General features: G+C 52.1%; 24 protein-coding genes. 12 read left to right on the top strand and 12 right to left on the bottom strand.

Translation table 11 applies throughout. The features are described from left to right. Positions 1-90 precede the first annotated feature (90 nt). Positions 91-1,464, bottom strand: a complete 1,374-nt coding sequence (locus ACE15A_RS12480) for an MFS transporter (RefSeq protein ID WP_053507874.1) — start codon at positions 1,462-1,464, stop codon at positions 91-93. 175 nt (positions 1,465-1,639) lie between these two features. On the opposite strand from ACE15A_RS12480, the gene kdgR reads away from it, so the two are divergent. Beyond that, positions 1,640-2,431 carry a DNA-binding transcriptional regulator KdgR gene (kdgR, locus tag ACE15A_RS12475; RefSeq protein WP_023247723.1) on the top strand — a complete coding sequence of 264 codons (792 nt, stop codon included), beginning with the start codon at positions 1,640-1,642 and terminating at the stop codon, positions 2,429-2,431. A 210-nt stretch (positions 2,432-2,641) separates the two neighbouring features. Here the strand turns inward: kdgR and ACE15A_RS12470 are convergent, their stop codons facing one another. Next, a complete protein-coding gene (locus ACE15A_RS12470) occupies positions 2,642-2,881 on the bottom strand; it encodes a YobH family protein (protein ID WP_023247722.1) in 240 nt (79 codons plus the stop codon). A gap of 157 nt (positions 2,882-3,038) precedes the next feature. On the opposite strand from ACE15A_RS12470, the gene mgrB reads away from it, so the two are divergent. The 6 genes from mgrB to rlmA all read left to right on the top strand — a co-directional run bounded on the left by mgrB (position 3,039) and on the right by rlmA (position 7,398). After that, positions 3,039-3,182 (top strand): PhoP/PhoQ regulator MgrB, encoded by a 144-nt coding sequence (gene mgrB / locus ACE15A_RS12465; RefSeq protein ID WP_000714547.1) that lies wholly within the window; start codon positions 3,039-3,041, stop codon positions 3,180-3,182. Between the two features lie 70 nt (positions 3,183-3,252). After that, complete coding sequence (locus ACE15A_RS12460) at positions 3,253-3,540, top strand: YebO family protein (RefSeq protein ID WP_023247721.1); 288 nt, start codon at positions 3,253-3,255, stop codon at positions 3,538-3,540. A gap of 650 nt (positions 3,541-4,190) precedes the next feature. Continuing rightward, on the top strand, positions 4,191-4,334 hold the full coding sequence (locus ACE15A_RS12455; RefSeq protein WP_001537930.1) for a DUF2627 domain-containing protein: 144 nt from the start codon (positions 4,191-4,193) through the stop codon (positions 4,332-4,334). Between the two features lie 12 nt (positions 4,335-4,346). Next, positions 4,347-4,556, top strand: coding sequence for a transcription antiterminator/RNA stability regulator CspE (gene cspE, locus ACE15A_RS12450; RefSeq protein WP_001062678.1), 210 nt, complete (start codon positions 4,347-4,349; stop codon positions 4,554-4,556). A gap of 220 nt (positions 4,557-4,776) precedes the next feature. Continuing rightward, entirely contained in the window at positions 4,777-6,522 is a 1,746-nt protein-coding gene (gene ftsI / locus ACE15A_RS12445) for a peptidoglycan glycosyltransferase FtsI (protein WP_053507875.1), read from the top strand. 66 nt (positions 6,523-6,588) lie between these two features. After that, positions 6,589-7,398: a 23S rRNA (guanine(745)-N(1))-methyltransferase gene (gene rlmA / locus ACE15A_RS12440; RefSeq protein ID WP_023247719.1), complete on the top strand. Its 810-nt coding sequence runs from the start codon at positions 6,589-6,591 to the stop codon at positions 7,396-7,398. Here the strand turns inward: rlmA and mntP are convergent. From mntP to manX, 5 genes are all read right to left on the bottom strand, one after another. Next, a complete protein-coding gene (gene mntP / locus ACE15A_RS12435) occupies positions 7,395-7,961 on the bottom strand; it encodes a manganese efflux pump MntP (RefSeq protein ID WP_023247718.1) in 567 nt (188 codons plus the stop codon). The two genes, rlmA and mntP, sit on opposite strands and share 4 nt — an antisense overlap. Before the next feature lie 409 nt (positions 7,962-8,370). Continuing rightward, positions 8,371-8,829 carry a DUF986 family protein gene (locus ACE15A_RS12430; protein WP_053507876.1) on the bottom strand — a complete coding sequence of 153 codons (459 nt, stop codon included), beginning with the start codon at positions 8,827-8,829 and terminating at the stop codon, positions 8,371-8,373. Positions 8,830-8,887: 58 nt separating this feature from the next. Beyond that, on the bottom strand, positions 8,888-9,739 hold the full coding sequence (locus ACE15A_RS12425; protein WP_024149642.1) for a PTS mannose transporter subunit IID: 852 nt from the start codon (positions 9,737-9,739) through the stop codon (positions 8,888-8,890). Between the two features lie 12 nt (positions 9,740-9,751). Next, positions 9,752-10,552 (bottom strand): PTS mannose transporter subunit IIC, encoded by an 801-nt coding sequence (manY, locus tag ACE15A_RS12420; protein WP_000406918.1) that lies wholly within the window; start codon positions 10,550-10,552, stop codon positions 9,752-9,754. Positions 10,553-10,604: 52 nt separating this feature from the next. After that, positions 10,605-11,573 carry a PTS mannose transporter subunit IIAB gene (gene manX, locus ACE15A_RS12415; protein ID WP_053507877.1) on the bottom strand — a complete coding sequence of 323 codons (969 nt, stop codon included), beginning with the start codon at positions 11,571-11,573 and terminating at the stop codon, positions 10,605-10,607. Positions 11,574-11,724: 151 nt separating this feature from the next. On the opposite strand from manX, the gene ACE15A_RS12410 reads away from it, so the two are divergent. Together ACE15A_RS12410 and yoaE are read left to right on the top strand one after the other, a co-directional pair. After that, positions 11,725-12,057 (top strand): protein YoaL, encoded by a 333-nt coding sequence (locus ACE15A_RS12410; RefSeq protein WP_371113464.1) that lies wholly within the window; start codon positions 11,725-11,727, stop codon positions 12,055-12,057. Then, positions 12,045-13,604 (top strand): CNNM family cation transport protein YoaE, encoded by a 1,560-nt coding sequence (yoaE, locus tag ACE15A_RS12405; RefSeq protein ID WP_023247715.1) that lies wholly within the window; start codon positions 12,045-12,047, stop codon positions 13,602-13,604. The genes ACE15A_RS12410 and yoaE overlap by 13 nt, the downstream gene beginning before the upstream one ends. Positions 13,605-13,625: 21 nt before the next feature. Here the strand turns inward: yoaE and ACE15A_RS12400 are convergent, their stop codons facing one another. The 4 genes from ACE15A_RS12400 to pabB form a co-directional block, all read right to left on the bottom strand. Next, positions 13,626-15,227, bottom strand: a complete 1,602-nt coding sequence (locus ACE15A_RS12400; protein ID WP_023247714.1) for an EAL domain-containing protein — start codon at positions 15,225-15,227, stop codon at positions 13,626-13,628. A 138-nt stretch (positions 15,228-15,365) separates the two neighbouring features. Beyond that, a complete protein-coding gene (gene sdaA / locus ACE15A_RS12395; RefSeq protein ID WP_023185515.1) occupies positions 15,366-16,730 on the bottom strand; it encodes an L-serine ammonia-lyase in 1,365 nt (454 codons plus the stop codon). Between the two features lie 275 nt (positions 16,731-17,005). Next, on the bottom strand, positions 17,006-17,584 hold the full coding sequence (locus ACE15A_RS12390) for a CoA pyrophosphatase (protein WP_023247713.1): 579 nt from the start codon (positions 17,582-17,584) through the stop codon (positions 17,006-17,008). A gap of 3 nt (positions 17,585-17,587) precedes the next feature. Further along, positions 17,588-18,952, bottom strand: coding sequence for an aminodeoxychorismate synthase component 1 (gene pabB, locus ACE15A_RS12385; protein ID WP_072158641.1), 1,365 nt, complete (start codon positions 18,950-18,952; stop codon positions 17,588-17,590). 80 nt (positions 18,953-19,032) lie between these two features. Between pabB and ACE15A_RS12380 the strand changes: the two genes are divergently transcribed. Then, entirely contained in the window at positions 19,033-19,212 is a 180-nt protein-coding gene (locus tag ACE15A_RS12380; protein WP_000457328.1) for a YoaH family protein, read from the top strand. A gap of 5 nt (positions 19,213-19,217) precedes the next feature. Here the strand turns inward: ACE15A_RS12380 and ACE15A_RS12375 are convergent, their stop codons facing one another. Continuing rightward, positions 19,218-19,562 carry a RidA family protein gene (locus ACE15A_RS12375; RefSeq protein ID WP_000029548.1) on the bottom strand — a complete coding sequence of 115 codons (345 nt, stop codon included), beginning with the start codon at positions 19,560-19,562 and terminating at the stop codon, positions 19,218-19,220. 130 nt (positions 19,563-19,692) lie between these two features. On the opposite strand from ACE15A_RS12375, the gene ACE15A_RS12370 reads away from it, so the two are divergent. Together ACE15A_RS12370 and tsaB are read left to right on the top strand one after the other, a co-directional pair. Beyond that, entirely contained in the window at positions 19,693-21,603 is a 1,911-nt protein-coding gene (locus ACE15A_RS12370) for an ATP-dependent DNA helicase (protein ID WP_380910755.1), read from the top strand. A 57-nt stretch (positions 21,604-21,660) separates the two neighbouring features. Then, entirely contained in the window at positions 21,661-22,356 is a 696-nt protein-coding gene (gene tsaB, locus ACE15A_RS12365; protein WP_053507879.1) for a tRNA (adenosine(37)-N6)-threonylcarbamoyltransferase complex dimerization subunit type 1 TsaB, read from the top strand. The last annotated feature ends 69 nt before the right edge of the window (positions 22,357-22,425 follow it).

The following is a 22,425-nucleotide window of genomic DNA, read 5'->3' as shown; positions in this document are numbered from 1 at the left end:
GAAAGTTCAGGGGGTGTTCTGGCGAATACAAACCTAAACGTTCTGACTGCCGTTTTCTATTGGTTCACGCTAACCTGCGATGAACCTTTTTTATCCCTTGATCCGGGGGTGGGTGATCCGAAGTCCACTGACGATGGCGGCAAGGGTCGCCAGAAAGCCCGCCGCCAGCAGCGACACGTGGGTTCCGCTGTCACCAAACTGGTTCAACATCAGCGCTACCAGTGCGGCACCAGTACTTTGGCCTAACAGTCGCGCCGTGCCCAGCATCCCACTGGCGCCACCGCTGCGCTCACGCGGCGCGGAAGTAATAATGGTGTGATTATTCGGCGACTGGAACAGGCCAAACCCTGCGCCGCAAAGGATCATCGGCCAGATAATATTCACATCGGAGGGGGAGTCTGGCAACATGACCAGAGCAAACAATCCGGCTGCCATTATCACCATTCCCAGCGCCCCCAGCAAACCGGCATGAAGACGTTCTATCAGGTAACCGGCCAGCGGCGCCATCACCATCGTGGCCAGCGGCCAGGGCGTCAACAACAGGCCGGTTTCTACTTCGCTGCGGCCCAACACGGTTTGCAGGTAAAAAGGTAGCGAGACCATGGCCAACATTTGCGCACAGAACGAGCAAATTGACGTGCCGATCGAGAGTGAAAAAAGCGGAATGCGTAACAAGTCAATGGGTAACAAGGGGACGGTCAAAGAAAGCTGGCGGCGAACGAAGAAAAAACCAACCACGACCAGGACGAGCAGCTCTGCGCCAATCAACGCTAGCGACTGTCCCTGAGCAAAGCCGCTCAACGCAGTAATCAGCAGGCCGAATGTGAGCGCATTCATTACCGCGCTCGGTAAGTCAAAGCGAGGCTTAGCGTCATGGGCGATGTTTGCCGGTAAAAAGCGTATAGCCAGAATTAAGGCGATGATACCTAATGGGACATTAATCAGAAACAGCCATTTCCATGATGAGATGGACAGGATCGCCGCGGCGATTGTTGGACCAGCGGCGGAAGAGACAGCGACGATAAAAGAGTTAATTCCCATGCCTCGTCCCAGATGACGCTGGGGGTAGATAAGTCGAATCAGCGCCGTGTTTACACTCATTAGCGCCGCGCCGCCAAACCCCTGCGCAATGCGCGCCAGCGTGAGCATTTGCAGCGAGTCTGAAAGCGCGCAAAACAATGATGAAAGCAGAAATACCACTAAACCACATTTATAGATCCGGCGATAACCAAACATGTCGCCTAAAAAAGACAGGGAAAGTAGTGAGACGACAATCGCGATTTGGTACGCATTGACAATCCAGATAGAGCTGGCAGGGGAGGCGTGTAGATCAGTCGCAATAGTTGGCAGCGCGACATTAGCGATTGCGCCATCCAGAACCGCCATCGAAATACCGATAATAATCGTCAGGATAGCACCGTATCTCTGCGGGAGGGGCAGGCCGTCGGCCCGTGTTTTTTCCATAAGTATTTTGTAATAATGATAATTATGATCTGAATAATAATTTTAGCATCAATATTGAGGTGTTATGTCGCAGATTTGTAACGAAGTAAGCAAAGATGGATTGCGGGCGACCTGGCGTGAAATTATAATAAAAACTCGTTCTGAATTTTATAAAACACTCGTAATGAGGTGATAAATGGCAAACGCAGATCTGGATAAACAGCCTGATTCTGTATCTTCTGTGCTGAAGGTTTTCGGCATTCTGCAGGCGCTGGGTGAAGAGCGTGAAATAGGGATTACCGAGCTATCGCAGCGCGTCATGATGTCGAAAAGCACCGTTTATCGCTTTTTGCAAACCATGAAAACGCTGGGCTACGTGGCTCAGGAGGGGGAGTCTGAAAAATACTCTCTGACGTTAAAGCTGTTTGAACTGGGCGCGCGAGCCTTGCAAAATGTTGATTTGATCCGCAGTGCGGACATTCAGATGCGCGAACTGTCTCGTCTGACGAAAGAAACTATCCATCTTGGCGCGTTGGATGAAGACAGTATTGTCTATATCCATAAAATTGACTCTATGTACAATCTACGGATGTACTCACGCATTGGTCGTCGTAATCCGCTGTACAGTACGGCCATCGGTAAAGTGCTTCTGGCCTGGCGCGATCGCGATGAGGTTAAGCAGATTCTCGACGGCGTAGAGTATAAACAAAGCACCGGACGAACCATTACCAGTACTGAAGCGTTGCTGCCGCTGTTGGATAAAGTACGTGCGCAAGGCTACGGTGAAGATAATGAAGAACAGGAAGAAGGGTTACGTTGTATCGGCGTACCGGTATTCGACCGTTTTGGCGTGGTAATCGCAGGGTTAAGCATTTCGTTCCCGACGCTGCGCTTTTCAGAAGAGCGCCTACAGGAATATGTGGCTATGTTACACGCCGCCGCGCGTAAAATTTCTGAACAAATGGGTTACAACGATTATCCCTTCTAAGCAACGTTATTAGCATGACGTTAAAAAAAGCAGCCGCGAAAAATGTAGCTGCTTTTTTTATAACATCTGGTGAGATGGAATGGTCAAAGAGGATAATGACTGTCGGCTTATTTAACGGTTATTAAAACATTATTTAACGACGCTTATAAACAACAACTAATATAGGGTAATCATCCGTGATAGTTTCGCTGTGAAATTATTTATTATCGCTTAGCCATTATCCACGACAGTGGCGCTTTTTCTGAAAAGGGGACAGTCAGAAAAGCCAATGATGCCGCTATTGGTATGGACATATTGCGCCGTGGTGGTGCCACGTGCAGTCAGGTAATGGCACTGCAGGCCTAGCCCCGCAGCGTTCACTTTACTTCCCACCAGTACGCCATAGCCGCTCAGCAGCAGGCCTATCCACACCAGGGCAAACAATACAATTGCGCGAATGATCAAACGCATTACTACCTCTTTTCTTTTTTAGTTAGAATAAGAGTAGCGTGTACATTGATTGAAACAAGTGAATCATTCCTAAAAACATATAATGCCGCTACAGTTACTCCTGGTTTAGGTAACCCATGATAATTTAGCGACATAAGATGTAAGATCGGAGAGTGGAGTGAAAAAATTTCGATGGGTCGTTCTCGGCATCGTGGTGGTGGTATGCCTGTTGCTGTGGGCGCAGGTGTTTAATATCATGTGCGATCAGGATGTACAATTTTTCAGCGGTATTTGCGCCATCAATAAATTTATTCCCTGGTAAACGTTTTATACCAGAGATTTCCTTCCCGTGTAGCAGTGGTAGAATGACGTCTCTACATTGAGGTGGTGAAATGAACGATGTTTTAAACTCTGGTGCGTTTTCTCTTGCATCTTTAATAGTATCAATGGTGGTTCTGGTGGTCGGGCTGGCGATCTGGTTCTTTGTCAACCGGGCAAGTTCCCGCGCTAACGAGCAGATAGAATTGCTCGAAGCGTTATTGGATCAACAGAAGCGGCAAAACGCGTTGTTGCGCCGCCTTTGTGAAGCAAACGAACCAGAAAAAGACGCTGAACCCGCAATAGCGGCAAGCGAGCGGAAGGAGGATGAGGACATCATCCGTCTGGTTGCTGAACGATAACGCTTACCGGGGCGCAAGCAGCCAGATGCCATACGCCCCATTCCCCCTTCGGATTTGTCAGTGTTGCCGCTTGTAACTGACAATACAGTATCAACGCCTTAGATAATATATGGCTTTATATGAAACATAGTTTTATATCTATAACAAATGTGTATATGTCAATTTTGTGATATCGATCATTGTCTATTAAAAGCGAAACGTTTCTCTCTCTTTTTGTGGATTGTCATTGTTTGTTCATTATTTTAAGACATCCTGTAAAGGCGAGAAATTTCACAGGAAGCAGTGTCGAATACCTCTTTTCTTTTCTATTATTTTGATTAAAAGGTGTTTTTTAGCATTGTGATAATTTATGCATTAATCTGCATAAAAAGTGATATAAAAGATACAGCTTTTAAATGTGATTTGATGTACTGGAAGAAGCGAACTTATTGAGCTATGGTAAAAAAGTGGCAGTTCAGCAATGACGTTGTCAGGAAGTCCGCCAATTTGCAAGGATATATTTTCAGCAGTTTTGTTGCATAAACGTGCTGTCAATTTGTGAAGGTTCTCGTAATTTGTGCGACGGATCGAGACACGTTTAAAAATGGCTTGCCATAATTAACGTTGTATGTGATAACAGGCTTTGGGTTAAACGAGGTACAGTTCTGTTTATGTGTGGCATTTTCAGTAAAGAAGTCCTGAGTAAACACGTTGACGTTGAATACCGCTTCTCTGCCGAACCTTATATTAGTGCCTCAAGCAGTAATGTCTCAGTTTTATCTATGTTATGCCTGCGGGCAAAGAAAACACTCTAAGGAATTTTGCAAATGGCAAAGATTAAAGGTCAAGTTAAGTGGTTCAACGAGTCCAAAGGTTTTGGCTTCATTACTCCGGCTGATGGCAGCAAAGATGTGTTCGTACACTTCTCCGCTATCCAGGGCAATGGCTTCAAAACACTGGCTGAAGGCCAGAACGTTGAGTTCGAAATTCAGGACGGCCAGAAAGGTCCGGCTGCTGTTAACGTAACAGCTATCTGATCGACCCCACTGATTTGATGCGGTTTGTCGCGTCAGCCTCAGATATAAAGCCTCGCTAAAAGCGGGGCTTTTTAATTCAATATCCTTCAAAATGTGTCTGAATGCGCTCTCGTTAGCGATTTGTTGCAAAGGCGCGATATTATTAGCATTGTTTTTTCTGGTTTTTCCTGCCGTTTCCCGTTAAATCAATCACCTGAAAAATGATTCGGCTGGAGATCAGGTGAAAAAGAAAAGCGACGGCGATACCCGTAATTTTACGCCCATACGTTTTGCACTACTTTGCACTGCCATTCTGCTCAGTATGGCATTGCTGTTAGGGCGGGTGGCATGGTTGCAAATTGTTACGCCGTCGAAACTGGTGAAACAAGAAGATATGCGCTCGCTTCGTGAAGTGACGACGGCTTCTCCACGCGGCATGATCATCGACAGAGAAGGGCGCCCCTTAGCGGTGAGCGTTCCGGTTAATGCTGTCTGGGCCGATCCGAAAACTACCATAAGCAAAGGCGGAGTTGGCTACAATGAGCGCTGGCAGGCGCTGGCCAGCGCGCTACATCTGTCGCTCAGTACGCTTGCTGAACGGGTAAACAGCAACCCGGCAGGCCGTTTTATCTACCTGGCGCGCCAGGTTTCACCTCAGCAAGCCGAATGGATAGATAAACTGAATCTACCGGGCATTAACCTGCGGGAAGAGTCGCGCCGTTTTTACCCCGCCGGGCATGTAGCGGCCAATTTGATCGGCTTTACCAATATCGACGGGCAGGGAATAGAAGGTATTGAAAAGAGCTTTAACGCGCAACTGACGGGAAAACCGGGCTCCCGACTGGTGCGTAAAGATAAGTTTGGCCACGTTATAGAGAATATTACGGAAGTGAATCCGGTTCCTGCTCATGAACTTCAGCTTAGCATTGATGAACGTCTGCAAACGGTTACCGAAGATGCGCTGGATAACGCCGTCACCTGGAATAAAGCGGAATCCGGCGCTGCCGTATTGATTAACATCCCAACGGGTGAAATCCTCTCGATGGCGAGCTACCCGGATTTCAACCCCAACAACCGTGAAGGCGCGCAGTTGGATGATTTTCGTAACCGTGCCATCAGCGACACCTTCGAACCCGGTTCTACCGTGAAGCCATTGGTCATTATGACTGCATTACAGCAGGGCATCGTGCAACCGGACAGTGTTATCGATACCCATCCCTTTATTCTCGATGGACACCGTATCCGCGACGTCGGTTACTATCCTGAACTGACATTAACCGGCATTTTGCAAAAATCCAGTGATACCGGCGTTTCTCACCTTTCTCTGGCGATGCCGGTACAGAAATTAATGGATACTTATAAAAGCTTTGGTTTCGGCGTGCCTACCGGACTTGGTCTCACCGGAGAGAGCAGCGGGTTATTACCGAAACGCCGTTACTGGAGTGATTTGGATCGCGCTACCTTCGCCTTTGGCTATGGATTAATGGTGACGCCGCTGCAACTGGCGCACGTTTATGCCACGATTGGTAGCTTTGGTATTTATCGTCCGTTATCGATCACCAAAGTTGATCCGCCCGTGATTGGCACGCGGGTAATGTCGGAAGAACTGGTGCACGAGGTGGAACATATGATGGAGAGCGTCGCGTTGCCTGGCGGCGGCGGAACAAAAGCCGCAGTAAGAGACTACCGTATTGCGGTCAAAACCGGGACGGCGAAAAAAATTGGCGATGATGGTAAATACGTTGATAAGTATGTGGCATATACCGCAGGCGTAGCCCCGGCAAGCAATCCCAGATTTGCGCTGGTGGTGGTGATTAATAATCCGCAAAATGGGGCTTATTATGGCGGCGCGGTATCTGCGCCTGTATTCAGCCAGATCATGGGCGATGTATTGCGGCTGGAAAATGTTGAGCCAGACGGCATGCCAGCCGATTCAGATCACCTTCTGGTGATGCATGGCAGCCACGTTGCGGTTCCAGGCTCGTAAAGGATTTTCCCGGGGCGCAATTCGCGTTACACTTGCGCCCTTTAGCGCCCCCAGTCCGGAGTTGTCATGTCGTTTACCTGTCCGCTTTGCCATCAGCCGCTTACGCAGATTAATAACAGCTTTATGTGCCCACAGCGCCATCAGTTTGATGTGGCGAAAGAGGGCTATATCAATCTGCTGCCGGTACAGCATAAACGTTCACGCGATCCGGGCGACAGCGCCGAAATGATGCAGGCGAGGAGAGCGTTTCTTGATGCAGGCCATTATCAGCCGTTGCGCGATGCAGTGATTAACCTGTTGCGCGAGCGGCTGGATAAGTCGGCCACGGCGATTCTGGATATCGGCTGCGGCGAAGGGTATTACACCCATGCTTTTGCAGAGGCGTTGCCGGGAATCACCACGTTTGGACTGGACGTTGCTAAAACGGCGATCAAAGCGGCGGCGAAGCGCTATTCGCAGGTGAAGTTTTGTGTGGCGTCAAGCCATCGACTGCCCTTTGCCAATGCGTCAATGGATGCGGTGATCAGAATCTACGCCCCGTGTAAGGCGCAGGAATTGGCGCGTGTAGTGAAACCTGGTGGTTGGGTCGTTACCGCGACGCCGGGACCGCATCATCTGATGGAACTAAAAGGACTCATTTATGATGAGGTGCGTTTACATGCGCCGCATACCGAGCAGCTCGACGGATTCACATTGCAGCAGAGTACCCGCCTTGCTTATCACATGCAGCTCAACGCCGAAGCGGCTGTAGCACTGTTGCAAATGACGCCATTCGCCTGGCGAGCCAGACCGGAAGTGTGGGAACAACTGGCCGTCAGCGCCGGGCTTAGCTGCCAGACGGATTTCAACCTTCATCTCTGGCAGCGTGACAGTTAACCGTGAAAATGCGTCCAGAGGATCTGGACGCCAATCCCTATCAGTACGACCCCGCCGAGAATTTCAGCACGCTTACCCAGCATTGGGCCGATAAAGCGACCGATCATCATTCCGAGGGTGGACATGATAAGCGTGGCGCAACCGATAGCCAATGCGGTAGCGATGATGTTCACCTGCAAAAACGCCAGACCGACGCCAACCGCCATAGCATCGAGGCTTGTCGCGATAGCCGTCGTGACTAATAGCCAAAAGCTGTGGCGACGTAGCGGTGTTTCATCTTCATCACTACCGCCGCGGATACCTTCGATGATCATGCGTCCGCCCAGAAAGATCAGCAGAACAAAGGCTATCCAGTGGTTCCATTCCAGAACGAATTTACTCGCCAACATCCCCAACCCCCAGCCGATCAACGGGGTCAGCGTTTCAACCGCGCCAAAGATAAGGCCGGTACGCAACGCTTCTGAAAATTTGGGTTTATGGAGGGTGGCGCCTTTGCCAATCGATGCCGCGAAAGCATCCATCGACATGCCGAAAGCAAGAAGAACAGTAGCAGTAAAGTGCATGACAGCGTCCTGACCGGGGTATCCATTAAACACATCACCGCCCCCAGCAAACATGCATGTCGCCATCCTGTGACGAAATACACAGCAGTTGATGCGCCTATGGTCTCGCCTGACCAGCGGCGGCTGGTCCGTACGCGCCACGTTTTGCAACGAGTATGTTGACGCGTACATTTCCGGAGTCCGGAAATCGGCTACTCCCCAATTGACGGCGCAACATTAACATATTTTTAGAATATAAAACAACAGCGATAAAATATTATTTGCCTTTCAATTGAAAACGATTTTCATTTAGATTTATTCATCAATAAAACGTTAAATTAAATAACAATTGGTCAATAGAAAATATAGCCTTAGCTATATTATGATTCGAAATAAAATTCGAAAAACATAGTTGAGGCTATATCTTAACTTATTGAGTTGCAACAAGAAGCTTATATATTTTTTCCAGATCGTCGATATTGCGTACACGGATAAGCAAACGTCGTTGTTCTAAATGCATCACCAGTACGCCGTCCTCCGATAAATTCATCTCTTTAATACGGTTATATTCTATCCAGACATTGGCGAAGAAAAAGCCACGTTGTTTAAAGATGATCCGTGGCGTGCGGATCCAGAATATATAAAACCCCATTAATGCCAGCGCGCTTAGTAACCATGTGGTCATCTGCGCTCCGTGACTGGTCACGTTGTTATAGATAAGGATGGCGACCAGCCCAACAAAGATAACGCTGTCTACGCGACCACGGCGAAGCAGGGCTATAGAAAGCAGAGTGGGGCCATTGCGACGGGGCATGATGAACTGATCGTAGAGAGCATAAGCCAATAATGCGGCAATAAAGAGAATCAGCACCAGGTCCGTGATAGTCATTTATCCTCCAGAGAAATAAAAAAACGGGGCCGTTTGGCCCCGGTAGTGTACAACAGCCTTACTGGCCCAGCAGTCCGACGGAGTAGCCGGCGATGCCGATGATGAAGAAGCCCACGATAATCCACAGCGGGTTAACTTTCTTACGTAGCAGCCACATACAGGCAAAGGTCAACAGTAGTGGGACCAGACCCGGCATCAGCTGGTCGAGAATGGTTTGCACGGTGGTAACACGTGTCTGACCATCCTGACCGGTAATGGTGGAGACCACCAGCGGGATATTCACATGCGTCCACTTGTTAACCAGCGCCCCCATGACAAACAGGCCGAGAATTGACGCCCCCTCAGTCAGTTTTTGCAGGAAGCCGCCGCCCATATCTTTAACGATATCGACGCCCTTGCGGTAGCCATAAGCCACGCCATAATAACGGGTCGCCAGGCGCACCAGGTTAAACAGGATGAAAAACAGCAGCGGACCAAGCAGGCTGCCGCTCATGGCGATACCAGCACCCAGCGCCGCGAATACCGGACGGACGGTACCCCAGAAGATAGGGTCGCCGACGCCTGCCAACGGTCCCATCAGACCGACTTTGATACCGTTGATGGCACCATCGTCAATCTCCGCGCCGTTCGCACGCTTTTCTTCCATTGCCAGGGTCACGCCCAGTACCGGCGCCGCAACGTAAGGATGAGTGTTAAAGAACTCCAGATGACGCTTAATCGCCTGTTTACGCGCGTCATTATTCTCCGGATACAGGCGACGAATCGCCGGCACCATAGAGAAACAGAAGCCCAGCGCTTGCATACGTTCGAAGTTCCATGACCCCTGGAACAGGTTAGAACGAAGGAATACGCCGCGAATATCGCTCGGAGTGAGTTTTTTCTCGGTGGTAGTTTTAGTCATATCAACCATTTCGCTCACCTGTTAGTCCAGTTCGTTATCGAGATCGTTATTGCCAGCCGCCGCTGCAGGCGCGCCCGCTACACGGTTGTATTTCGGGCTCAGTTGGATGTAAAGAATAGCCATCACTGCGCCGATGACACCCAGTGCGACCAGGTTGAAATTTGTGAAAGCCGCGGTGACGAAACCGAGGTAGAAGAACGGCATCAGGTAGCCTGCGCGCATCATGTTGATAACCATCGCATAACCAACCACGACGATCATGCCGCCGGCGATGTTCAGACCGCCTGTGACAACTTCAGGAATCGCATTCAGCATCCCCTGTACTTCGCTGGTGCCTACGGAGATGGCAACGATAACCGCCGGGATAGCGATACGCATTGCCTGCAGGAACAGGGAGGAAACGTGTAGCCAGGAGAGCGCCGTCAGGTTGCCGTTTTCAGCCGCCTTGTCCGCCGCGTGCTGGAATGCCACGGTGATGGTACGTACGATAATGGTCAGTACCTGGCCTGCCGCCGCCAGCGGAATCGCCAGCGCGATACCGGCGCCAATGCTTTGGTGCCCGGCGATAACCAGAACGGTAGAGATGATGGACGCCAGTGCGGCATCAGGCGCAACGGCGGCACCGATGTTCATCCAGCCCAGAGCGATCATTTCCAGAGTACCGCCGATGATAATACCGGTTTTCATGTCCCCCAGAACGGCGCCGATTAAGGTACAGGCGATCAGCGGACGGTGGAACTGAAATTCATCAAGTACCGACTCCATACCCGCGATACATGCGACGATGAACACCAGCACAATCTGAAGAGTGGTAATCTCCATTGTACTTCTCCTATTGCTATCTTAAGTGTGAAAGCTAATTAAATGCCGGCGGTTATTTCGCCACTTTGGAAATTAAATCCATCATTTTCAGTTTCGGATCGGTGGAAACTTTACGCACCTCAAGCTCGATGCCGCGCTCGTTGAGCTTTTTAAAAGCTTCGATATCCTTTTCATCGACGGAAACGGCGTTGTTCACCTGCGTTTTACCTTGACGATAGGCCATACCGCCAATGTTCACGGAAGTGACTTTCACGCCGCCCTCAACGATGCGCTCGACGTCGGTAGGATTGGTAAAGAGAAGCATCACGCGTTCGCCGGCGTATTTCGGGTTATTGTAGACGCGAATCATCTTCGCAACGTCAACCACATGCGCTGTAACGCCCGGCGGCGCAACCTGCGTCAGCAGCGTTTTACGTACGGTATCCGCTGCGACTTCATCGCTCACGACAATAATACGACTGACATTGGTCTCTTTAGTCCAGCGGGTAGCGACCTGACCGTGAATGAGGCGGTCATCGATACGGGCAAGCCCGATAACCATATAATCATTCGGGCCCATCGGTTTTGCCGGCGCGGCAGCTTTTGGCGCGGCGGCGACTGGTGCTGGCGCGGCTTTTTCTACCGGTTTCGCTTTCAGCGCTTTTACGCCTTCGCGACCGGTTTCTACTGCCAGTGCGACCAGCTCGTCAAAGCTCGGATCGTCATCACGAGCCATAAACGTTTCGACCAGCATCGGGATGTTGACGCCGGCAATAACTTCATAGCGCTCTTTATCGACGACAATGCGGCTGGCAGCGTTAAACGGACTGCCTCCCCATGTATCGACGAGAAATAGCACGCCTTTACTGGTATCGAGTTTAGCCAACTGAGCGTTGTACTTTTCGATCAGCGTTTCGGCATTTTCGCCTGGAACGAAATCGATCCAGCCGACGTTTTCCTGTTCGCCTAACAGCATTTCGGCTGTTTTAAGTAACTGCTCTGCAGCCCAACCATGTGTGCCTATCACAATAGCAATGGTCACTTGCTACCTCCTTTATTATTGTCAACACATCAACTTGACAGATGTATTTTTGCATCGCCGTCCGCAATCGAATCGATTCAGATCCGGGTTACAACGAAAAACGCATGATTTTCGTGAATTATTTTAGATATCGAAAAAAATATTTTGTGTGATGGAGATCCGTAATTTTGTTTTCGATAATGAGAAATTTCGAAGTGTAAAATATCCTGGTTACATCTCTTTGCAAAGGAAGGTAAATCTTTGCCAAAAACCAGTTGTCTCTGTTATGTTTAGCTTCCGTTTAATTAGAATGGGGTATAGGGCAGCAGCCCGTTGTATGGATCGTCACCGACGTCATTTCACTTTTTGGCCGTTTTGCGCCTGTCAATCTGGCATATCTTGCCATAACCTTACTTTGTTTATTGCGTTACCGCCTGCATCCTTTGAGATGTTGTGGGCGCCGTTTAGTCATTCCTTAAGCAGGAGCTTGTCATGGAATTATTAATGGATCCCTCAATTTGGGTGGGTTTACTCACGCTCGTCGTCCTTGAAATTGTCCTGGGCATCGATAACCTGGTGTTTATCGCGATTCTGGCCGATAAATTGCCGCCAAAGCAGCGTGACAAAGCGCGTCTTATCGGGCTGTCGTTGGCGCTGATTATGCGTCTGGCGCTGCTGTCCATAATTTCGTGGCTGGTGACCTTAACAAAGCCGCTCTTTACCGTCTGGGATTTTACCTTCTCCGGTCGCGATTTAATTATGCTACTGGGCGGGATATTCCTGCTATTTAAAGCGACCACCGAGCTGCATGAGCGTCTGGAAAACCGCGAGCATGACGCCGGACACGGTAAAGGTTATGCGAGCTTCTGGGTCGTGGTCACGCAGATTGTCATCCTGGACGCGGTCTTCTCGCTGGACGCCGTGATTACGGCGGTAGGTATGGTGAACCATCTGCCGGTTATGATGGCGGCGGTGGTGATTGCGATGGCGGTGATGCTACTGGCGTCAAAACCGCTGACCCGTTTTGTCAACCAGCATCCGACGGTGGTGGTGCTCTGTCTGAGCTTCCTGCTGATGATCGGTTTGAGCCTGGTGGCGGAAGGGTTTGGTTTCCATATTCCGAAAGGCTACCTGTACGCGGCAATTGGTTTCTCGATCATTATCGAGGTGTTTAACCAGATTGCGCGCCGCAACTTTATTCGTCATCAGTCCACGTTGCCGCTGCGCGCGCGTACTGCGGACGCTATCCTGCGTCTGATGGGCGGTAAACGCCAGGCGAGTACGCAACATGAGACAGATAGCCCGGTCGCGATGTCGGTGTCGGAAGGCGCCTTCGCCGAAGAAGAGCGCTACATGATTAACGGTGTACTGACTCTGGCGTCGCGTTCCCTGCGCGGCATTATGACGCCGCGAGGCGAAATTAGTTGGGTGGATGCGAATCTCAGCGTAGCTGAAATCCGTCAGCAGTTGCTCTCTTCTCCGCATAGCCTGTTCCCGGTATGTCGGGGCGAGCTGGATGAAATTATCGGTATCGTTCGCGCGAAAGAGTTGCTAGTGGCGCTGGAAGAGGGCGCGGATGTGGCGGCTATCGCCGCGTCTTCTCCGGCGATAGTGGTGCCGGAAACGCTTGATCCTATCAATCTGTTAGGCGTTCTGCGTCGCGCGCGCGGTAGTTTCGTTATCGTCACTAACGAGTTCGGCGTGGTGCAGGGGCTGGTTACGCCGCTGGATGTGCTGGAAGCGATTGCCGGTGAGTTCCCGGATGCCGATGAAACGCCGGAAATCGTTGCCGATGCCGAGGGCTGGATAGTGAAGGGCGGCACCGATCTTCATGCGCTACAGCAGGCGCTGGAAGTTGACCATCTGGTGAACGAAGAGGGCGATATTGCGACGGTCGCGGGGTTAGTGATCGCCGCTAATGGCCATATTCCTCGTGTAGGCGATGTCATTGATGTTCCGCCGTTGCGGATCACCATTGTCGAGGCCAACGACTATCGTGTAGATCTGGTTCGGATTGTTAAAGAACAGCCTGTCCGTGACGAAGAGGAATAACGTCACACGCAGGAATCAAGTCTATAGATGCGGCATAGCGGGCATAACCTGTCCGTTATGCCGGGCGGGGGGCGGCGCGCTGCCCGCCAGCCACTGTGGAAATTCGCTAATTGGCATCGGCTTCGCATAGAGATAGCCCTGTAACATTTGTACGCCATGCTGGCGCAAATGTTGTGCCTGCGTCTGGTTTTCGACCCCTTCCGCAACCAGTTCAATATTCAGTCTTTGCCCCAGCGCGATGATAATATCGGTCACGGTTGAATTTACCGCATCGGTGCCGATGGCGGCGGTGAAGGATTTATCGATTTTCAAAATATCCGGACGCAGCTTTTCCAGCCAGGAGAGCGAGCTGTTTCCTGTGCCAAAATCATCGATGGCTAGCTTCACGCCTTTACGATGCAGCTCTCGCATCAGGCGGTAATCAACGTCAAGTAACGCGTCGCGTTCCGTGAGCTCCAGCACCAGTTGCTGAACAGGTTCCGCACTAAACCAGTACTGATTAAGATCCCTGAGAAGCACGCCGTGCCGGAAATGGCTTGCCGCAACATTGATGCCGATATGAAACTGGTGGCTTATGGGGAAGTAGTGCCGTTGCCGAATGGTTTCCGCAATCACATAGCGGGTAAGCGGCGCTATCAGGTTATGTTCCTCGGCGATAGGAATAAAAACATCCGGTGAGATCCAGCCCTGGCGCGGGTTGTTCCAGCGTAACAGGATCTCAACGCCGGTACACTGCTGCGTACGGGCATTGAGCAACGGCTGGCAAAATAGCTCAAACTCACGTTCGGCGAGGGCCAGATTAATCTCCCAGGAAAAACTCATTCTGCTGGCCGTCGCCAGCCAGGCGATATAACCGATCAACAGGCTAAGCAATACGGCCAGCGGTAACTGCGTCGGTAGATGCTTGAACGCCAGTTCGCCTGCCGACGGTCCGCTGACGCTGATAGTAAAAGGAAAGTGCTGCGATGAGAGCTGGTAACGCTCTTCATCTTTTTTTAATTCCGGGAGAGTATCGACCACGCCCCGACCATATAACAGGTGCCGTTTGCCGACCGTCAGGCTGGCGCTGGTAATCTGCGGCTGCTGCGGCTCAAGTAGCATGGTTGTCAGCAAGCCAATATTTACAATTTCCATCACGCCATCCTGGCCATCGGCGGAGGCGGGATACCACTGAATGAGAATCGGGCTTCCCTTGAGTAATGATTGATCCGTGGAAAGCAGCAGTAGATCGCTGGCTGCGGGAAGATCGGGCTGAAGCTGGCGCATGGGGACGTTACGGGCACCAAAAATACTTGAGCAGTAGAGTATTCCTTCTTTCACCAGCCCGATAGAACGGATGGTTTGCAGGCGGGCGGCTTGCTTACGCAACGGCAGATGCGCGGTCGCGCACGGAAGTTCAAGCAATGGTAGCAGCACGTTTCGTCCGACCTGGAGGGGATGCAAAACATTATCCAGCGCATCAACGGCATGATTCGCGAACGCGACCGTGCGATGATGATTTAAGTTCCGCTCCGAAATAAATCGGATGCTCAGCGTAAGAATGAGCGTGGTCAGTGCACAAATCGTGCAAACAATGAAACGATTACGGCGATAATGATTGATGATCCGTTGTGCTGTTTGCATGCGGGCCGCCCAATAAGCGTTGGCGACAAAAGCCAACCGCGACACAGCAAGTGTAGTGGGGAAACGTGGAGTCGACGAGGAAGAGATAAAAATTTCGCCCATCCGTAGCAGATGGGCGAAGGGGGGGGGAAACGGCGTTTAATCACACTGGACTTTAATGGCCAACCCGCCGCGTGACGTTTCGCGGTATTTTGCGTTCATGTCTTTTCCGGTTTCGTACATCGTTTCGATGACTTTATCCAACGAGACGCGCGGCGCGCTGGTTCGACGCATGGCCATACGCGCAGCGTTGATCGCTTTAACCGAAGCAATGGCGTTACGCTCGATACACGGCACCTGAACCTGACCGGCAACCGGGTCGCAGGTTAGCCCCAGGTTATGCTCCATGCCGATTTCAGCAGCAACGCAAACCTGTTCCGGGCTGGCGCCCAACAGTTCAGCAAGGCCTGCCGCCGCCATCGAACAGGCGACGCCGACTTCGCCCTGACAGCCGACTTCGGCGCCGGAAATAGACGCGTTCATCTTATACAGTGCGCCAATAGCGCCTGCCGCCAGGAAGTAGCGGGTGTAAATATCCGGACTGACAGACTCAATAAAATGGTCGTAGTATGCCAGCACCGCAGGAACGATGCCGCACGCGCCGTTGGTTGGCGCCGTCACGACGCGGCCGCCAGCGGCGTTCTCTTCGTTCACTGCCAGGGCAAACATGTTCACCCAGTCAATGACGTTCATCGGATCGCTGGAAAGTTTATCGCTGGAAACCAGCATACGACGCAACGCGGAGGCACGACGCGGTACGCGCAGCGGCCCCGGCAGAACGCCTTCGGTATTCATACCGCGATCAATACAGGCCTGCATGGTTTGCCAGACGTGACCGAAATACTCTTCAATCTCTTTCTTGCTGTGCAGCGCCAGTTCGTTTTGCATCACCATGCCGGAGAGTGAAAGGCCGGTGCTGTTGCAATACTCCAGCATTTCTTTCGCCGATTTAAATGGATAAGGCACAGTAACCTCATTCGTCGCTTCCTGACCGAAATGCGCTTCATCAACGATAAAGCCGCCGCCGATGGAATAGTACGTCTTGCTATAAATGACCGTGTCGTCATGCCAGGCGTGGATCTGCATCCCGTTTTCATGTAGCGGCAAATTGCCATTATGAAAACGCATTCCGTCATCTTTAGGGAAATCGACTTCCTGACGTCCCTGGGCCAGCAACAGACGCTCGCGCGTTTCGACGTCGCGAATAAAACCGGGGATACTATCAATATCCACGGTAGCGGGTTCATTACCCGCCAATCCCATAATAATGGCGATATCAGTATGATGACCTTTTCCCGTCAGCGACAGCGAGCCGTAGACATCGACAGCGACGCGGGTAACGTTATCCAATAATCCTTTTTCGACCAGGTCATCGACGAACTGTTTACCGGCCTTCATCGGGCCAACAGTGTGGGAAGAGGAGGGACCAATCCCTACCTTAAACATGTCGAATAGGCTAATCACGATAATACTCCTGACAGGGCAACCGGGGCTTCCGGTTACGATGTTATAACTGCGCATAGTGTAAGAGGGAACGCCGCTATCAGCTTAACTATTCACATGAATTAAACTAATGAATAACTGCGTTTTTACTAATATTGCGGCAGTAATCTCAAGTCGTGTCTTGCGCGCGTAAAGTTAAGTATATACACGTTATCCCTCAGGCTGCCTCTGTGGAGGCTGCGAGTGGGATGCGCTCGCTTGCCGCCTTGAAGCAACTTGAATGACTTTGTATATAGTCAGGGCTTCACGCCGATTTGCAGCGCCAGCTCACGAAGAATGTTTGCGGTCATGCCCCAGACGAAATAATGCTCATACCAGGAGAGCCATACGCGGTGCGAAGTACCGCGACGGTAAACATCGAGCGGATGATATCGACCCAGTTGCAACGCTTGCGCCAGCGGCATTTCAAACACCGCAGACACTTCGTCTTCACTTGCGTGCCAGGGAAGGTTGGGGGGAATAATGCCGACCACTGGTGTGACCTGAAAACCGGTCACGCTGTCTACCGGTGGTAAAACGCCAATCACTTCCACGGCTTGTGGCGGGATGGCGACTTCCTCCTGCGCTTCGCGAAGCGCTGCGGCGATAAGCGAAGCATCAGTACTGTCCACGGCCCCGCCGGGAAAGGCGACCTGTCCGGCGTGTTTGCGCAAATGAATAGCCCGCTGGGTCAACAGCAGCCCCGGCTGGGGGCGGCGAACCACAGGGATCAGTACGGCGGCCTGACGTTGATTTAACGTTTCATGAGTCATCTGCGGGCGCAAAAGCTGAAAGCGCGATAAGAAATGATCGAGCGTCAGACGGCTGGTATCCACGTATTAGTTCTCCAGTGGGTGCAGGATACGATTAACTTTATCAAAAGTTTCCTGATATTCCGCTTCTTCCTTGCTATCGGCCACGATACCGCCTCCGGCTGAGCAATAGAGTTGGCCCTGTGTCGCCGTGACGGTGCGGATGGTAATACTGGTATCCATGTTGCCGCAGAAACTCAGATAACCGATGCTACCGCACCAGGCGTTGCGTCGCTGCGGCTCCAGTTCGTCAATAATTTCCATCGCCCGCACTTTAGGCGCGCCGGTAATGGAGCCACCGGGGAAGGCGGCGCGCAGCAGGTCGGTGGCATGAAGCGAGTCCGGTAAACGGGCGGTAATGGTGCTGACCAGATGGTGAACGGCAGGAAATGGTTCGACGACGAACAGTTCCGGCACCTTCACCGAACCCGGCACGGCGACCCGGCCAATGTCGTTACGCATCAAATCGACGATCATCAAATTTTCGGCGCGATCTTTCATTGAGTTGGCCAGTTTCTGCGCTTGCTGATGATCCGCCTGCGGATCGTTAAGCCGTGGGAGCGTACCTTTGATCGGGCGCGTCTGGATATGACCGTTCTCCAGTTGGATAAAACGCTCGGGAGAAAGACTCAATATGGCGCCGTCATGCAGACGAAGAAAGGCGCTAAACGGAGCGCGATTTGCGCGGTTAAGGCGTTCGAAAGCCTGCCACTCATCACCTTCGTAGCTCGCCTGAAAACGTTGGGAAAGATTGACCTGATAACAGTCTCCGCTGTGCAACCAGGCCCGCACCTGACGAAATTTTTCGCCGTACTCGCAACGCGTCATATTGGACTGCCAGGCTGAGGTAAGCGTAAAGGGCGTTCGGGTCGGCGCGCGCTGGCTGGTGAGCCAGCGATATCGGGCGTCTGCATCGTGATAGCTTATCAGCGACACCACCTGTTTTTGGTGATCGACAATCAACGCCCAGTCGTAAATGCCAATTGCCATATCCGGTAAAGCGATATCGTGTGCGGCAGTATCGGGCAGAGTTTCGAAACGCCGCCCTAAATCGTAACCAAACAGACCCAGCGCGCCACCCTGAAAGGGTAAGTCAGGGTCAGGCTGAGGATGGAAAGGCAGCGCCTCTAGCTGTGTCTGCAAAACGTGTAACGGATCGTCGAGAGTGACGGTGGTCGTGCGCGCAGTACATACCGTGGTGTCCTGTGCGCGCGTGGTCAGCATGGTGACAGGATCGGCGACCAGAATATCAAAACGGTTATAGGGATGAATGGCATCACCGGAATGCAGCAGCATCGCCCAGGGCAAATGGTTTACGGGCGCAAAATAGTGTTCAGCGGCGTCCGGACGCCAGGGTAAGGTAATAACAGTGGGAGATAACGTCTTCATCATTCCTGACTCGTTACAACACTACTGGCTTACCGCCGGGTAGCGTGAAATAATTAGCGCTAACAATTTAGCAGGAGTTAATCATGTTTGCAGGTTTACCTTCACTCAGTCATGAACAACAGCAAAAAGCCGTAGAACGTATCCAGGAATTGATGTCACAAGGTATGAGCAGCGGAGAAGCAATTGCCCAGGTCGCGGGCGAACTTCGCGCCAACCATACCGGTGAACGGATAGTGGCGCGTTTTGAGGATGAAGACGAATAACCGGCTTATACCGCCGCGACAATCTTAATCTCAACTTTATATTTCGGGTTCATCAGCCCGGCCTGTACGGTACAGCGTACCGGCGCATGACCTGCGACGACCCACGCATCCCACGCCTTATTCATGGCGGCAAAATCCGCTTTATCGCTCAGAAAAATAGTGGCATCCAGAATACGTGACTTACTGGAGCCCTGTTTTTCCAGCACAGCATCAATCTGCGCCAGAGTATTCGCCGTTTGCTCAAAAGCATCGGCGTCCAGGTTTTCCGGCACGCCGGTATACCACAGCGTATTATTGTGGATCACTACGTCTGACCAACGATCTTCGGCATCAATACGCACGATAGACATTATTTATTCCTCATTTGCTTTCCACTTGAATGGCGCAAGACTGCCACAATGTGGCGCCGCCGTCACCTCTGTAACTGGCGTAAGCCTCTCCACCCTGACATAATCCCTGTGCAAATTAACAGGGGGCAGTGTGACGGACGATTTTGCAGCAGATGGCCAACTGGCTAAAGCGATAACCGGTTTTAAACCACGCGAACCACAGCGACAAATGGCGGTTGCCGTAACACAAGCGATTGAAAATGCGCAGCCTCTGGTCGTTGAAGCCGGCACCGGAACCGGGAAGACCTATGCTTACCTCGCTCCGGCGTTGCGCGCCGGGAAAAAAGTCATTATTTCGACCGGGTCGAAAGCGTTGCAGGATCAACTCTACAGCCGCGATCTGCCGACGGTAGCAAAAGCGTTGGCGTTTACCGGTAAGACGGCCCTGTTGAAAGGACGTTCAAACTACCTCTGCCTGGAGCGGCTGGAACAACAAGCGCTGGCGGGCGGCGATTTACCGGTACAAACGTTAAGCGACGTGATATTGCTGCGCTCCTGGTCAAATCAGACGCGGGATGGCGATATCAGCACCTGTGTCAGCGTGGCGGAGGATTCCCAGGCCTGGCCGCTGGTCACCAGTACCAACGACAACTGCCTTGGCAGCGATTGTCCGCTCTACAAAGAATGCTTTGTGGTGAAAGCGCGTAAAAAGGCGATGGACGCGGATGTGGTGATTGTAAACCACCACCTTTTTCTTGCGGATATGGTGGTTAAAGAGAGCGGATTTGGCGAACTCATCCCTCAGGCTGAAGTAATGATCTTCGATGAAGCCCACCAACTGCCTGACATCGCCAGCCAGTATTTCGGACAATCGCTCTCCAGCCGCCAGTTACTGGATTTAGCAAAAGACATCACCATTGCCTACCGGACGGAACTGAAAGACACTCAACAGTTGCAAAAATGCGCCGATCGCCTTGCCCAGAGCGCGCAGGATTTTCGTCTGCAACTGGGGGAGCCTGGCTACCGGGGGAATTTGCGTGAACTGTTAGCCGACCCACGTATCCAACGGGCATTTTTACTGCTGGATGATACGCTGGAGCTTTGTTACGACGTGGCGAAGCTGTCGCTCGGCCGTTCGGCGCTGCTGGATGCGGCTTTTGAACGCGCCACGCTATATCGTTCACGGCTGAAACGCTTAAAAGAGATCAATCAGCCGGGATACAGCTACTGGTATGAGTGCACCTCGCGGCACTTCACCCTGGCGCTGACGCCGCTCACCGTGGCGGACAAATTCAAAGAGGTGATGGAACAGAAGCCCGGTAGCTGGATTTTTACCTCAGCCACGTTGTCGGTAAATGATGATCTCCACCATTTTACCGCCCGTCTGGGAATTGAGCAGGCAGAATCCATGCTGCTGCCCAGCCCATTCGACTATACGCGCCAGGCGTTACTCTGCGTACCGCGTAACCTGCCGCAAACCAACCAGCCCGGCGCGGCGCGACAGTTGGCGGCCATGCTAAGGCCGATTATCGAAGCCAATAACGGGCGATGTTTTATGCTATGCACCTCGCACGCCATGATGCGCGATCTGGCGGAGCAGTTTCGCGCCACCATGACGCTGCCAGTATTGTTGCAAGGGGAAACCAGTAAAGGCCAACTGTTACAGCAATTTGTTAGCGCGGGCAACGCGCTGCTCGTCGCCACCAGCAGCTTCTGGGAAGGGGTGGACGTGCGCGGCGATACGTTATCTTTAGTGATTATCGACAAATTGCCGTTTACCTCCCCGGACGACCCGCTGTTAAAAGCGCGAATGGAAGACTGTCGTTTGCGCGGCGGCGATCCGTTTGACGAGGTTCAACAGCCCGATGCGGTGATTACGCTGAAGCAGGGGGTGGGGCGGCTGATTCGCGATGCGGACGATCGCGGGGTGTTAGTGATTTGTGATAACCGGCTGGTGATGCGGCCCTATGGTGCCACGTTTCTCGCCAGCCTGCCTCCTGCGCCGCGCACGCGTGATATCGCCCGTGCTGTTCGCTTTCTTGCGATTCCATCCGCCGAGTAATTTGTTACGGAGTATGGTAAGATGCGCGCTATTTTATTGATCTAAGCACGAAACCTCATGCGAATTCTGGCTATCGATACCGCCACAGAGGCCTGTTCTGTCGCCCTGTGGAACAACGGTACTATCAATGCTCACTTTGAGCTTTGTCCACGAGAACACACTCAACGTATCCTGCCCATGGTGCAGGAGATTCTGGCCGCCAGCGGTGCCTCGCTCAATGAGATAGATGCGCTGGCGTTTGGGCGCGGTCCGGGCAGCTTTACCGGCGTGCGTATCGGCATTGGAATTGCGCAAGGGCTGGCGTTAGGGGCAAATCTGCCAATGATCGGTGTTTCGACGCTTGCCACGATGGCGCAGGGCGCGTGGCGTAAAACCGGCGCGACCCGCGTACTCGCCGCGATTGACGCGCGAATGGGCGAGTTGTACTGGGCGGAATACCAGCGTGATGCGCAGGGCGTCTGGCAGGGCGAAGAGACGGAAGCGGTGCTGAAACCGGAACGGGTCGGCGAGCGGTTGAAACAGCTTTCCGGCGAGTGGGCGACGGTAGGAACGGGTTGGTCCGCATGGCCCGATCTGGCGAAGGAGTGTGGCCTGGCGCTTTACGATGGTGAGGTGTCGCTCCCGGCAGCGGAAGATATGTTGCCCATCGCCAGTCAAAAACTGGCGGCAGGAGAGACCGTTGTCGTGGAACATGCCGAGCCGGTTTATTTGCGTAACGAAGTGGCGTGGAAGAAACTTCCCGGCAAAGAATGACTCTCACTACTATTACCCCCCATACTTTATGCTGTGGGGTGGAATAGACGTCGAGAAAAAGGAGTCGCA

It is taken from the genome of Salmonella sp. HY31, from assembly GCF_042604575.1.
Taxonomy (GTDB): Bacteria; Pseudomonadota; Gammaproteobacteria; order Enterobacterales; family Enterobacteriaceae; genus Salmonella; species Salmonella diarizonae.
This window is presented reverse-complemented; position numbering and strand designations above follow the sequence as displayed.